Consider the following 12,426-nt stretch of genomic DNA (forward strand, 5'->3'; position numbering starts at 1 on the left):
GCTGGGGCGTCAGGACAAAAACGCGCTACCCGCCCAGACGGCCCGTCGCGGCCAGATACGCGAACACGTGGTCTACGCATTCGTCGACCGGCATCCGGTCGGTTTCGATCACCACGTCGGACGCGAGCGGCGCTTCGAACGGATCGGAAATACCTGTGAAATGCGCAATTTCGCCGCGTCGCGCGCGTGCATAAAGCCCCTTGGCATCGCGCGCTTCGCAGACCTTCAGCGGGGCCTTCACGAAGACCTCGACAAACCCTTCGCCGACAATTTCGCGCGCCGAGCGCCGATGCCGATGCTCCGGCGAGATCACGGCGGCAATCACGACAAAGCCCTGCTGCATGAAGAGCGCCGCGACGTGCGCGACCCGCCGCAGGTTTTCGGTGCGGTCCTCAGGCGTGAAGCCGAGGTCGGCGTTCAGTCCACGCCGCAGCACGTCGCCGTCGAGCACGATCGCGGCATGCCCTGCCTGCTTCAGCCGCTCGAGCAAGCCGTTGGCCAACGTCGACTTGCCGGCGCCGGAAAGTCCCGTCATCCAGATCACGGCGCCGCGGGATGCGCTCATGCGCGACGCTCCGAGCCGGGTGCCGCGACCTCGTCAGCCTCATGTCCGTGCGCCGGAGCCAGCTTCGGGCCGAGACCGTCGAACAGCGGTTGAAGCAAGGCCTGTTGTGGCTGCCACCGTTGCAATGACGTCCTGTAAAGCGGACGGCGCACCTGCGCGGAACTGGCTGTGTTCACCTGACGCCTGTTCTGATGAAACGACAGGCAGCGCTCGTCCCAGTCGAGCCCGCAATGCGCGAGCAGGCGGCGCACATTGCCTTCGAAATCGTCGACCAGTTCTTCATATTTGACCTCGATCATCACCCCTTCTGGGAGCACGCGTTGCCAGTGGGCCATCAGGGCATCATAGGCGCGGTAGTAGCGGCCCAGTTCGCCGAGATCATAGCTGAATGGCACGTCATGAAAAATCCGTGAGAAGATCGACAGGCACGTTGGCACAGGCGCGCGGCTGCTATGAACGAAGCGGGCGTTCGGCAGCGCCAGATGAATCAGGCCGAGGTTGATGAAGTTGAACGGATATTTGTCGGTGAAGTGCGTGTAGCGCGAGGTCGGCGCGGCGTCTTCGCTCTGTGCAGGGTCGTGGATCTCCGGCGACGCGCCGCGCATGCGACGCAAATAGTCCGCGCCGAGCGCGCGCAACGGCGCGGCGCCGACCTCCCCTAGTGCCTCGATATCGATCCGCAAAGGATCTTGCGGATCGCGGCGGATGCAGCTCACCAGCGCTTCGCCGAATTCCGTGCGCTCACCCGCGCCCAATACCTGAGGATGGCTCGCGAGAATCTGTTCGATCAAGGTCGAACCCGAGCGCGGCATGCCGACGATAAAGATCGGCGCTTGTGACGGATCACCCAGGCCGCGCTTCGCGTCCAGCACCGCCGAAGTCGTCAGCTCAGGCAGATGCGCGAACAGGCCGAGCGTCTCCGCCTCGTTGTAGCGCACGCCGGCGCGGTGCAATGCGTTGCCCTTCAGGAAATGATCGAACGACGCGTCGTTGCGGCCCAAATCGGAGAGCGCCTGGCCGTACGCGAAGTGAATCTCCGCCTGATCGGCCGGCGTCAACGAAGCGGCGTTACCGGCAAGACTCTCCATCGCGATAAATACCGGATCTTCGCTGGTGAGGCGCTTGGTCTGCACGAAATTGCGGTAATACAGCGGCACCCGCGGCGCGGCCTCGATCGCCCGGCGATAGGCGGCGTGAGCTTCGTCGAAGCGGCCGAGCGCCTGCAGGCAATTGCCCATATTGTTGTGCGAACCGTCGGCTAGCGGATTCAGGCGGGCCGCCTCGCGGTAAGCATCCACCGCCTGCTCGAGCCGATGCATCCGCTCGAGCGTCCATCCGAGTCCGTGATGCGAATCCGTGTCGCGCGGATCGAGCGCAATTGCCGCTCGATAGGCGAGCACGGCTTCGGGAAAGCGGCTCAGGGCGGCGAGCGTCGCCGCGATGCGCTGGTGCGCGAGCACGTCGCGAGGCGCGAGCGCGCGCGCGTTTTCGAAACGTTGCAGCGCGGCGTCGAGTTCGCCGCGGGCAGCAAAGGCGTCGCCTGCGGCGCGCCATTCTGATGCAGTGGCCGGCTGGGGATCGTGCGTCATTAAAGGGTGGATCTTCGCAGGCTTCGCTTCGAGCGATCCTGACGGTAAGCGGGTGCGGTCTTTTCATCCGGCCGGCAAATTGGCATCGGCTGGATTCGAGTTAATTGTCTGAAGGGAACTTAACAGGCGCGCCCTACAGTTGCGTTGCGAAAATTTAACTAACTGTTACAGCGGGGTGAATGGGTAAGTTTTCGAAACGTGTCGCCGCGCCTTAAGCAGTGGTCTCCAATTACAACGCGTGATCATTGGACGCGCTATGTCGCGCGCAAACCGTAATGTGCGGACACAAATGCTGCTGAACTCCTGAGCGTGCGCGGTTTCTCACTCTTACCCGAAGGAGAAAATCGTGAGCAGGCTCATTGCATCAATGGCACTGTTGGCGGTGATGGCCAGCCTGACCGGATGCGTCGTCGCACCGGCATACGACTACGGCTACGCGCAACCTTATTACCCCGGCTACGGCTACGCTTACGGACCACCGTATGCGCCGGTTTACGGCAGCGTCGGCATCTACGGCGGCTGGGGTGGGTCCTGCTGTTACTACCATGGCGGCGGATGGCATGGCGGCCATGGGTGGCACGGCGGGGACGGAGGGCACGGCGGCGGCTGGCATGGCGGAGGTTACGGCGGCTACCACGGCGCAGGTAGCGGCAGCGGCGGCGGAAGCTCTTGGGGCAGCAGCGGCGGTCACGGAGGAGGACATGGACATTGACGTGGCCCGCACCTGACTCGCGGGCCAGTCAATGGCACGGCTTCTGGACAGCACGGCTCGCGAGTGTCTTGCCCGGACGGCGATTTCACGCGTTGCGGTAAAATCGGTGTTTTGAATCAAGCCGTCTGGCCGCCCCATGTCTTCACCTCGAACTCCCAGTCCCCGCCGCGTCTCGGTTGCACCCATGATGGACTGGACTGATCGTCACTGTCGCTCCCTGCATCGCGTGATCTCTCGCCATACCTGGCTTTACACGGAAATGGTGACGACCGGCGCGCTGCTGCATGGCGACGTGCCGCGCCATCTCGCGTTCACGCCGGCAGAAGCGCCGGTTGCTCTGCAACTCGGCGGCAGCGAACCCGACGATCTCTCGCGCGCGGCGAAACTCGGCGAACAATGGGGCTATGACGAAATCAATCTGAACTGCGGCTGCCCATCCGAGCGCGTGCAACGTGGCGCATTCGGCGCGTGCCTGATGAACGAGCCGCAACTCGTCGCCGACTGCGTCAAGGCCATGCGCGATGTGGTGTCCGTGCCGGTGACGGTCAAGCACCGCATAGGCGTGGATGCAGTCGAGGAGTACGGTTTCGTGCGCGACTTTGTCGGCACGATTGCGAACGCCGGCTGCAATGTGTTCATCGTGCACGCGCGCAACGCGATTCTGAAGGGTTTGAGCCCAAAGGAAAATCGCGAGATTCCGCCGCTGAAATACGAGTACGCGTATCAGTTGAAGCGCGACTTTCCGCAGTTGGAGATCATCATCAACGGCGGCATCAAGACGCTTGATGAAGTGGAGACGCATCTTCAACACGTCGACGGTGTCATGCTCGGGCGCGAGGCGTATCACAACCCGTATGTGCTGGCCGATGTCGATGCGCGCTTCTATGGTTCGACAGAAACGCCGCTCACTCGCGAGCAGGTCGAAGCGAAACTGATCGAGTATTGCGCGGCCGAAATGGCGCGCGGCACGTATCTCGGCGCGATTACGCGCCATGCGCTCGGCCTCTATCGCGGTGAGGCGGGCGCGCGTGGGTGGCGCCGTGTGCTGTCCGATAGCAAACGTCTCGCCGCGCGCGATCTGAGCATCTTCGATGAGGCAAGGCAGCATCTGCGCGAGCCTGCCGAAATTTTTGAATAAAGGACTAGGCAAACGAGATTCTTGTTCGTATAATCTCGTTTCTTCATCGACGAGCCAGGTTTTACGGCAAGTCAAGCAGATGTCAGTGGTGGCTGTAGCTCAGTTGGTAGAGTCCAGGATTGTGATTCCTGTTGTCGTGGGTTCGAGCCCCATCAGCCACCCCAAAGAATTCAAGTAGTCAAGTTTTACGAACGGCGTTGTGAGAAATCACTACGCCGTTTTTGTTTTGGCCTTTGCGGTTTTCCTTCGCGGTTTGAATCCCGCTTCACCGCGTTGCGTCCGACACGTTGGCTCCGCCCTCATCCCTTTCGGTCGAAAGCCGCCCCGTGTTGCGCATGGCCGATAGCACGTCCTCGATCTTCGCGTCCTCGAGCGGGCGCCGACCGGCGCGCAGGCGTCGAGCGTTTGTCAAATCAATGGCACGTTGCAAATCGGAAGTTTCGGCGGCGATATACACCGCGATCCCGTAGCCGTATCGCTCGGCGAGTTTGTAGTCAAAGAAGTATTTCATGCTTTCGTTTTCGGCAGCCGCACCGAAAACTTTACAGGAACGCCGCCAACGTTTCAGCGAGCCGCCCGCTGCGAGGCGTCATCCTCTATACGCTTGTCGGCATCGCCCTGCTGTCGTGGGAGGCGGTGCGTCCGCAAAAATCGCCGAACCGTCAGCCGTCAGTGCTGACTCGCGTTCAGCAACATCCAGATCTGCTTGTGCGGCTCGCCGGTCAGAATGCGAGCGAACACCGCGTTGCAGCGCACGCAGGTGTAGTGCTCCTCCACTCGCACGTCTTTCACCGCCCCACGATTATTCAGCGCCAACCTGTCGTGCGGGCTACTGGCGGCCGGTTGGCCATACAGGTCAGCGCAGGCAGCGCATGGTTGAATCCATAGGTCCATCAGAGTGCTCCCCCAAGCAACGGATCCGATCGAATTCGATCGAGCCGCGCTTCATTCAATGCATTTAACCTCGTTGCGCCGCGGGTCTTTATTCCTCAAAACCCTTGCCGCAAGGGGTCGGACCATCGCTCACGCTTATCCCGCCTGCCTTGCGCCGATTATTCCAGAATAGAGAACAGTAATTTCAAGTTATCGATACAAATTCTCGATAGTAGGGGTATACACTGCATTCCATCGACGTTGCAGACACACCTCACCGGCCCCTGCGACGCCTTCCTGAAATGAAGTCGTAACGTTATCGGAGTCACACCATGAAGACCAAGCTCATCGCCGCCCTGCTGGTTGCTGTTTCTGCCTCGATCGCCGCTCCCGCTTTTGCTAGCGGCTACGGCCCGGCACCGTTCTATCGTCCGTCGGTCGGCGCACCGGCTTCGCAACAAGGCCAGAACGCACAAACCGTCGCGGCTGAACGCGCTAACGCTGAATCGAATGCCTACGGCGGCGTGAACAACGTGTCGTCGCAATCGGGCGCCAAAGAGCCGGTTTCGGGCCCGCAATCGGTTTTCTTCGGCCACTAAGCAGTTGCCGTTGAACCGGCTGCCTCACGAGGGCGGCCGGTAAACTGGGCGCCGCGCATGCAGTATCGATGCCGGCGCCCAGTTGCGTTTACCTTGCGTCACACAAGGCCCCGCAAGCAGCTCCACAAGCCGCTGCAAACTACCTTTAGAACAGCGCCGCCGATATCACGCCAGCGCGCCTCGGCGCAACGGTCTGCCACCAAACCGCTTGGCCCCTAAATGGCAAACCCCGCGTCGATCACTTCGCGCGCCGCCCGCAAGGCCGCCTCGGCCGCGGCATGCTCGGTGGACCATAGGCTGTCGATATGCACGAGCCGCCAGTCGACCACCACCGCGCCGTTGCGCAACACCCGAAAATGCGCTTTGACGCCCGTCAGCACCTGCTCGACGGCGACCTCGATGTCGTAGTCCTGATAGCGCTCCTGGTAGTCCCCCATATCGAGGCCCTTCGGCTCCATGGTCTCCTCCGTGATACCTGCGCGAATCTGACGGCCAGACTCGTCCGGCGAGCACGCCAGCGGCTCGCGGAACGATTCGGCCCGAGCGTCAGGCCGATACCGCCTCGACGATCAATCGCAATCGCCCGAAAGGTATTGCCGGCCGTTGCAGGTGATCTCGACTTCGCCGCCGCTCGCTTCGGCAACCAGACCGCCCGCCAGCAATTCGGCGGTCACGGACTGATCGAGTTTCGGCGCCGGCTGTCCGACACCGACGTCGTTCAGACGCCGCAAGGCCTCGACCGATTCGGGACTCAATGACTTAGACATGGCTGTCTCCGTCTACATGCTCAATTCATCCTAGCAAGTTTCGGGGACGTATGCAGGTGCCGCGTCGAGGCACGCGGGTTGCGTCGCGCAAATGATTCCGCAAGCACGACGGCGTCGACACCGGCAACCGGCAACCGCAACCCGGCAGGCGGCACCGCCAAGGAGGACGATCATGGAGCGAAACAGATGGGCCGCGCTGATAGCGGGCGTCGCGCTGGCAATAGCCGGCGCGCGCGGAGCGGTGACATTCGCGCAGACGGCGAAGCCGGGACAAGGGCAACAATCAGGACAACAACCCGCACAAAAACCCGCGCAGGCCGCGGCGCCGGACGCCAATTCGTCGATGGTCAGGCCGCCTCAGTCCGCCTCAGGCTTGAACGGCTCAAGCGGCCCAAGCGGCTCGATCAATCCTGACAATATGCCGATCAAGCGCCCCGAGAAGCCGACCAACGACAAGATGATGCACGAGCCGCCCGCCAGCGGCGCGAACGCGAAATAGCGCAAGCCTCACAGGCGCGCGATCGAGACCTCCGTCGACTTCACCAGCGCGACCACTTCCGAGCCGACCTTCAGATCGAGTTCGTCGACGGAGCGCGTAGTGATCACCGAGGTAACGATACCGAACGGCGTATCGACATCGACTTCGGACACCACAGGTCCGCGGATGATTTCCTTGACCTTGCCTTTGAACTGATTGCGTACGTTGATTGCGGAAATGCTCATTTCGAGTGGCTCCAGAGAAGCGATTGAGAACAGTCAGTCCAGGAATATCAGACGGCCCAGCGGACGTCTGTCGGCCGCCTCGCGCGGCCTTCGTCACGTGTGTCGTACGCACGGTCGGACAGCGCGTCGTCGTTCGGCGCCGTCTTCAGTACGCGTTGCAACACATGCTCTTCGAGCGCGGCGAAACCGGCCGATGCGCGCGCCCGCGGACGCGCCAGCGGCACCGGCTGATCGAGCGCAATGCGCCCTTCTTCGATCAGCAGAATCCGGTCGCCGAGCGCCACGGCTTCATGTACGTCGTGCGTCACCAGCAGCGCGGTAAATCGATGTTCGCGCCACAGGCGCTCGATCAACGCGTGCATTTCAATGCGCGTCAAGGCGTCGAGCGCGCCGAGCGGTTCATCGAGCAACAGCAGTTGCGGCCGATGCACCAGCGCCCGCGCCAGCGCCACGCGCTGACGCTGGCCGCCGGAAAGCTGCGCGGGCCAATCGTTGGCGCGCTCCAGCAAGCCGACTTCGGCGAGCACGGCGCGGGCGTCCTCACGCGCGCTGCGGCCCAAGCCGAGCATCACGTTTTGCAGCACGCTCTTCCAGGGCAACAGACGCGCGTCCTGAAACATGATGCGGGTGTCGAGCGGGCCGCCGTCTTCGGTGCGCTTTTCGAGCACGCCCGAAGTAGTCTTTTCCAGACCGGCGACGAGCCGCAGCAAGGTGGATTTGCCGCAGCCGCTGCGGCCGACGATCGCCACGAAACTGCCGCGCTCGATCGACAGATTGAAATCGGCCAGCACCTCGCGCTCGCCATAGCGCTTGCCGACGCCGCGCAACTCCACCGAATAGTCCGCCGCGCGGCGCACGTCGTCGCGCGCGAGCGCGCCGCCATGCAGCCGCGAATCGGCGCGCGCCTGTCGATGATGCGCCGCATCGGCATGCTCGAAGTCCGCGGCTTCGTTCGCGTCATGTTCGACGGTACGGGCTTGCACCAGTTCGGCTTCGAGGTCGCTGCCGGCGATCCCGCCGAACGACGCCGACAAGGTCGTTGCGTTCATGGCTTCGCTCCTCGTTGGTAGGCCGGGTGCCAGCGCAGCGAGACGCGCTCGAGGCTCTTGGCCAGCACATCGGCGAGTTTGCCGAGCGCGGCGTAGAGCAGAATGCCGACCACCACCACGTCGGTTTGCAGGAATTCGCGTGCATTCATCGTCATATAGCCGATGCCGGATTGCGCGGAAATGGTCTCGGCGACGATCAGCGTGACCCACATCAGCCCGAACGCGAAGCGCACGCCGACCAGAATCGACGGCAACGCGCCCGGCAAAATCACATGCCGGTACAGCGCAAAACCCTTCACGCCATAACTGCGCGCCATTTCGATCAGATTGGCGTCGACCGAACGGATGCCGTGGAAAGTGTTCACATAGATCGGGAAAAATACGCCCAACGCAACGAGAAACACCTTCGCTTCCTCTTCGATGCCGAACCACAGAATCACGAGCGGAATCATCGCCAGTGCCGGGATGTTGCGGATCATCTGCACGGTCGAATCGAGCGCGACCTCGGCGGGCTTGAACAGCCCCGTGGCGAGTCCGAGCACGAGTCCGATGCCGCCGCCGATCGCGAAACCCGACACCGCGCGCCACGTGCTGACCTTTACGTCCGCCCACATTTCACCGGACTGGATTAGCGACCACGCGGCCTTCACGACCGCGAGGGGTTCGGGTAGCACGCGCGTGGACAGCACGCCGCTGCGCGCGGCGAACTCCCACGCCAGCAGAATCGCGAGCGGCGCGAGCCACGGCGCGAGATGCGCGCCGATCCGGCGCAACGTATTGAAACCCGCGCCGCCAGTTGCGCCTTCGTCCCGATCCGTACTTACAGTGGATTGAGCCATGCTTGCCTTCCTCATTGCTTATCGATGATCGCGCGTGCCGTTTGCAGCACCTGCACTCAGCTCGAACTCGCCGCCTTCGGCAGATAGTTGTTGCCGACGATCTCGCCGAACGGACCCGACAGCGGCCCGTTCGAGACTTTGTTCAGCCGGTTCGGCAGCAGCGGAAACACGAGTTCGGCGAAGCGATACGACTCTTCGAGATGCGGATAGCCCGACAGAATGAAGGTGTCGATGCCGAGGTCCGCGTATTCCTTCATGAGCGCCGCCACCTGCTCCGGGTTGCCGACCAGCGCCGTGCCCGCGCCGCCTCGCACGAGGCCAACGCCCGCCCACAGGTGCGGATAGACCTCGAGCTCCGCGCGGCCGCCGCGCTTGCCGCCGTGCAGTGCGGCCATGCGGCGCTGCCCTTCGGAGTCCATCTTCGAAAACGAAGCCTGGGCACGCGCAACGGTGTCGTCGTCGAGCTTGCTGATCAGCTTGTCGGCGGCGGCCCACGCTTCTTCTTCGGTCTCGCGCACGATTACGTGCAGACGGATCCCGAACTTGATCTCGCGGCCGTGCGCCGCGGCGCGCGCGCGAATGTCGGCGATCTTCTTCGCCACTGCGGCGGGCGGCTCGCCCCACGTCAGATAGGTATCGATATGCTCGCCCGCCATGTCGTGCGCGGCCGGCGACGAGCCGCCGAACCACAGCGGCGGATGCGGATGCTGTACTGGCGGATACAACGCCTTGCCGCCCTTCGAGCTCAGATGCTTGCCCTCGAAGTCGATCGCGTCGTTGGTATGCGCGGCGCTCAGCAGCTTGCGCCAGATGTGCAGGAATTCGTCGGTGATTTCATAGCGCGTGTCGTGGTCGACGAACACGCCGTCGCCTTCCAGTTCCGCCGCATCGCCACCGGTCACGACATTGATCAGCAGACGCCCGTTCGACAGACGGTCGAACGTCGCTGCCATACGCGCGGCCAGACCCGGCGACGAGATGCCCGGGCGGATCGCCACCAGAAACTTCAGCCGTTTGGTCGCGGCGATCAGGCTCGACGCGACGACCCACGCGTCCTCGCATGAGCGGCCCGTCGGCAGCAGCACGCCCTCGTAGCCGAGCGTATCGGCTGCGACGGCGATCTGCTGGAAGTAGTCGTAATCGGCTGCGCGTGCGCCTTGGGACGTACCGAGATAGCGGCTGTCGCCGTGAGTCGGAATGAACCAGAACACATTCATTTGCTGCTCCTGCATGATCGAAACTGGATTGAATGGAAACGGTGCGTCGAGTGCCGGCGCGCGCGGCCGCGCGCATCCATCCGGCACACAGCCGGACGGTGCAGCGCAAGGAGACGGAAAAACGCGGTATCGGCGCCGGCTAGCGGCGGCAGCGGACCCGCCGGCGCGCGTGCGCCATGTGGCAGGTGAAGATCGGCATCAGGCAGGACATCGCGACGGCTTCCCTCGACCAAACGTGCGCGTCATGCGCGCGTCGATTAAACGGCGACGGCGGCAAACGCCGTCTGTATGGTGAAAGAGTCTATGGATCGGGCCGCGGCTTTTGAACGATTTTTTTTAGCTTAGGTTTTCCACTTTCGTGATTAGCCCGACGCTAAAGCATACGGATGGCGCGCTTTGTGGATGCCTGGTGGACGCTTGGTGGACGCCTTTTTGGAACCGAGTTGCGGCGAGCAAGCGCGTGTCACGCTCGCTAACGCGCCGGGCCGCGCGACGTGTACCGCCCTCCCGCCAGCCCCGGCGCGAAGCGACAGGTCTGGGGCCGCTCTATATAATGGCGCACGTTTCCAATAATCCGGTGCAGGCCACGCGACACCACGCCGCCTGTACCCTGGCGGTGCAATGCATGCAAAAACTCATCCTGCCGTTCGTCGCCGGTTTTCTGGCTTCCCTGTTCTTCCACGAATCGACACTGGCGCTGCTGCACGCAGCCGGGATGATCGACCCGACCGGTTTTTCGACCGCGCCGTTTCTACCGCTCGGGCTGCCTGAGTTCATCGCCAACGCGATCTGGAGCGCGTTCTGGGCCGTGCTGATGGCTTGGCTCCTGCGCGTCGCGCCGCATCGTCGCGCACCCTGGGTGCCGGCCTTCGTGTTCGGCGGCATCGCATTGACGGCGGCGAGCGTGTTCGTCATCGATCCGCTGCGCGGCATCTGGCCGAGCGGCAATATGCTGCCGCGCCTCGCGGTCGGTTTCGCGGCGAATGCCATGTGGGGCTGGGGCGCGCTGGTGTTCATGCGCGCCTTCATGGCAAGCGAAGATGAGGAGTGAGTGTGGACAATGAGTGTGGACAATGCGCGTGGGCAATGAACGGCCCCTGCAAGCTCGCCGCACGTCACGCACCACGCTGACATGCCGCTCGCAACGGCGGCATGGCTTTCCGGCGTTTCAGGCTTAGGGCTTAGCCGCGCAAATCCCGCAACGGGTGTTCGCTGGCCGGCCACGGGCTCTCGAACATCTTCTCGACCTCGGCGGCGCTCACGTCTTCAATGCGCGCAAAGCGCCAGCGCGGCGCGTTGTCCTTGTCGATGATGCGCGCGCGAATGCCTTCGATCGTGTCGCCCTGCAGAAAGCTCGAGCGCGTCAGATCGAGATCGCCGCGCAGCACGTCCGCCATCGAACCCTCGGCGCGCGTCACCACTTCCAGCGACACCGCCATCGACAACGGCGAACGTTCGCGCAATATCGCGATCGTCTGTTCGGCCCAATCGGCGGCCTCGCCGCTGTCGCGCTCGCTTTCGAGCGAGGCGAGAATGCGCGCGACATCCGGCAACGCGAAGTGACGGTCGATCAACGCACGCGCCTGTGCGAGCGACGAGGCCTCCGGCTGCGGCACGACCTGGTACGCAAGCGCCTCACGCTCGATGCACGCCACTACGTCCACGCCTCGCTCGAACAGTTCGCTGCGCAAGGTATCGATCAGCGCGGGCAATGCCGCGTCCTCGATATAGGCGTCGGCCAGACCGGCGTATAGCGCATCGGCCGCGTCGATCGTCTCGCCTGTCACGGCAAGATAACGCCCGATCGCGCCAGGTGTGCGGGCCAGAAACCAGCTCGCGCCGACATCGGGAAATAGCCCGATGCGGGTCTCGGGCATCGCCAACCTGGTCGAGTTGGTGACGACGCGCAGGCCGCCGGTACGATGCGCGCCCTGTGAAATACCCATGCCGCCGCCCATCACGACGCCGTTCATGAACGCGATATACGGCTTGGGATAAGTGAAGATGGCGTGATTGAGCCGGTATTCCTCGCTGAAAAACGTGTCGCGCGCGTCCTGCTCGCCGCGCTGCGCCGTCTCATACAGAAAGCGGATATCGCCGCCCGCGCAGAACGCGCGCGGGTGCTGGCTGCGCACCACGACGGCGAGCACATCGGGATTTTCGCGCCACTGGTCGAGCGCCGCGTGCATTGCGCGAATCATGCCGGTCGACAGCGCGTTGAGCGCCTTCGGCCTTTCCAGTTCGATGAAGCCGATGCGGTTGGCTACGTAGGTCGCGACTTCGTCGCTGATGGCGGGCGAGGCGGGAATGGACATGGAGTGCTAGGCGCAGCGGCGCGGTATGAGGTGGAATTGA

General features: G+C 63.3%; 16 protein-coding genes and 1 tRNA gene. 6 read left to right on the plus strand and 11 right to left on the minus strand.

Translation table 11 applies throughout. The features are described 5' to 3' along the window. Nucleotides 1-25: 25 nt before the first annotated feature. Together cysC and P0D68_RS08890 are read right to left on the minus strand one after the other, a co-directional pair. A complete protein-coding gene (gene cysC, locus P0D68_RS08885) occupies nt 26-565 on the minus strand; it encodes an adenylyl-sulfate kinase (RefSeq protein WP_408183099.1) in 540 nt (179 codons plus the stop codon). Beyond that, nucleotides 562-2,154: a tetratricopeptide repeat-containing sulfotransferase family protein gene (locus P0D68_RS08890; RefSeq protein ID WP_408293411.1), complete on the minus strand. Its 1,593-nt coding sequence runs from the start codon at nt 2,152-2,154 to the stop codon at nt 562-564. Before P0D68_RS08890 ends, cysC begins: the two co-directional genes overlap by 4 nt. Nucleotides 2,155-2,500: 346 nt before the next feature. Between P0D68_RS08890 and P0D68_RS08895 the strand changes: the two genes are divergently transcribed. The 3 genes from P0D68_RS08895 to P0D68_RS08905 all read left to right on the plus strand — a co-directional run bounded on the left by P0D68_RS08895 (nt 2,501) and on the right by P0D68_RS08905 (nt 4,168). Further along, the gene (locus P0D68_RS08895; protein WP_408468286.1) at nt 2,501-2,866 is read left to right on the plus strand and encodes a hypothetical protein; all 366 of its coding nucleotides are present in this window, start codon (nt 2,501-2,503) and stop codon (nt 2,864-2,866) included. A gap of 136 nt (nt 2,867-3,002) precedes the next feature. Then, complete coding sequence (gene dusA, locus P0D68_RS08900; protein WP_408293417.1) at nt 3,003-4,004, plus strand: tRNA dihydrouridine(20/20a) synthase DusA; 1,002 nt, start codon at nt 3,003-3,005, stop codon at nt 4,002-4,004. 88 nt (nt 4,005-4,092) lie between these two features. Continuing rightward, nucleotides 4,093-4,168 (plus strand) — tRNA-His (locus tag P0D68_RS08905). A gap of 101 nt (nt 4,169-4,269) precedes the next feature. On the opposite strand, the gene P0D68_RS08910 is transcribed toward P0D68_RS08905, so the two are convergent. Beyond that, nucleotides 4,270-4,515, minus strand: coding sequence for a hypothetical protein (locus tag P0D68_RS08910; protein ID WP_091794635.1), 246 nt, complete (start codon nt 4,513-4,515; stop codon nt 4,270-4,272). Between the two features lie 158 nt (nt 4,516-4,673). Further along, on the minus strand, nt 4,674-4,898 hold the full coding sequence (locus tag P0D68_RS08915) for a hypothetical protein (protein WP_091794638.1): 225 nt from the start codon (nt 4,896-4,898) through the stop codon (nt 4,674-4,676). A 311-nt stretch (nt 4,899-5,209) separates the two neighbouring features. Between P0D68_RS08915 and P0D68_RS08920 the strand changes: the two genes are divergently transcribed. Further along, entirely contained in the window at nt 5,210-5,476 is a 267-nt protein-coding gene (locus P0D68_RS08920) for a hypothetical protein (RefSeq protein ID WP_091794641.1), read from the plus strand. 215 nt (nt 5,477-5,691) lie between these two features. Here P0D68_RS08920 and P0D68_RS08925 read toward each other — a convergent pair whose 3' ends face one another. Both P0D68_RS08925 and P0D68_RS08930 read right to left on the minus strand, forming a co-directional pair. Then, entirely contained in the window at nt 5,692-5,934 is a 243-nt protein-coding gene (locus tag P0D68_RS08925) for a DUF6566 family protein (RefSeq protein WP_408293421.1), read from the minus strand. Nucleotides 5,935-6,045: 111 nt separating this feature from the next. Next, entirely contained in the window at nt 6,046-6,243 is a 198-nt protein-coding gene (locus tag P0D68_RS08930; protein ID WP_408293424.1) for a hypothetical protein, read from the minus strand. Between the two features lie 172 nt (nt 6,244-6,415). Here P0D68_RS08930 and P0D68_RS08935 point away from each other — a divergent pair, with 172 nt between their 5' ends. Next, nucleotides 6,416-6,742, plus strand: a complete 327-nt coding sequence (locus P0D68_RS08935) for a hypothetical protein (protein WP_408293427.1) — start codon at nt 6,416-6,418, stop codon at nt 6,740-6,742. Between the two features lie 8 nt (nt 6,743-6,750). On the opposite strand, the gene P0D68_RS08940 is transcribed toward P0D68_RS08935, so the two are convergent. From P0D68_RS08940 to ssuD, 4 genes are read right to left on the minus strand one after another with little or no spacing between them, the layout of a single operon-like run. Beyond that, entirely contained in the window at nt 6,751-6,966 is a 216-nt protein-coding gene (locus tag P0D68_RS08940; protein WP_011488137.1) for a TOBE domain-containing protein, read from the minus strand. A 47-nt stretch (nt 6,967-7,013) separates the two neighbouring features. Next, on the minus strand, nt 7,014-8,015 hold the full coding sequence (locus P0D68_RS08945) for an ATP-binding cassette domain-containing protein (protein WP_408293430.1): 1,002 nt from the start codon (nt 8,013-8,015) through the stop codon (nt 7,014-7,016). Next, a complete protein-coding gene (ssuC, locus tag P0D68_RS08950) occupies nt 8,012-8,854 on the minus strand; it encodes an aliphatic sulfonate ABC transporter permease SsuC (protein WP_091794653.1) in 843 nt (280 codons plus the stop codon). The genes P0D68_RS08945 and ssuC overlap by 4 nt, the downstream gene beginning before the upstream one ends. A 56-nt stretch (nt 8,855-8,910) precedes the next feature. Continuing rightward, complete coding sequence (gene ssuD, locus P0D68_RS08955; RefSeq protein ID WP_091794655.1) at nt 8,911-10,071, minus strand: FMNH2-dependent alkanesulfonate monooxygenase; 1,161 nt, start codon at nt 10,069-10,071, stop codon at nt 8,911-8,913. Between the two features lie 625 nt (nt 10,072-10,696). Between ssuD and P0D68_RS08960 the strand changes: the two genes are divergently transcribed. Next, nucleotides 10,697-11,122, plus strand: coding sequence for a hypothetical protein (locus P0D68_RS08960; protein WP_408293433.1), 426 nt, complete (start codon nt 10,697-10,699; stop codon nt 11,120-11,122). A 130-nt stretch (nt 11,123-11,252) separates the two neighbouring features. Here P0D68_RS08960 and P0D68_RS08965 read toward each other — a convergent pair whose 3' ends face one another. Next, on the minus strand, nt 11,253-12,386 hold the full coding sequence (locus P0D68_RS08965; RefSeq protein WP_408293436.1) for an enoyl-CoA hydratase/isomerase family protein: 1,134 nt from the start codon (nt 12,384-12,386) through the stop codon (nt 11,253-11,255). Between the last annotated feature and the right edge of the window lie 40 nt (nt 12,387-12,426).

Source organism: Paraburkholderia sp. RL17-380-BIE-A, from assembly GCF_046028085.1.
Lineage (GTDB): Bacteria > Pseudomonadota > Gammaproteobacteria > Burkholderiales > Burkholderiaceae > Paraburkholderia.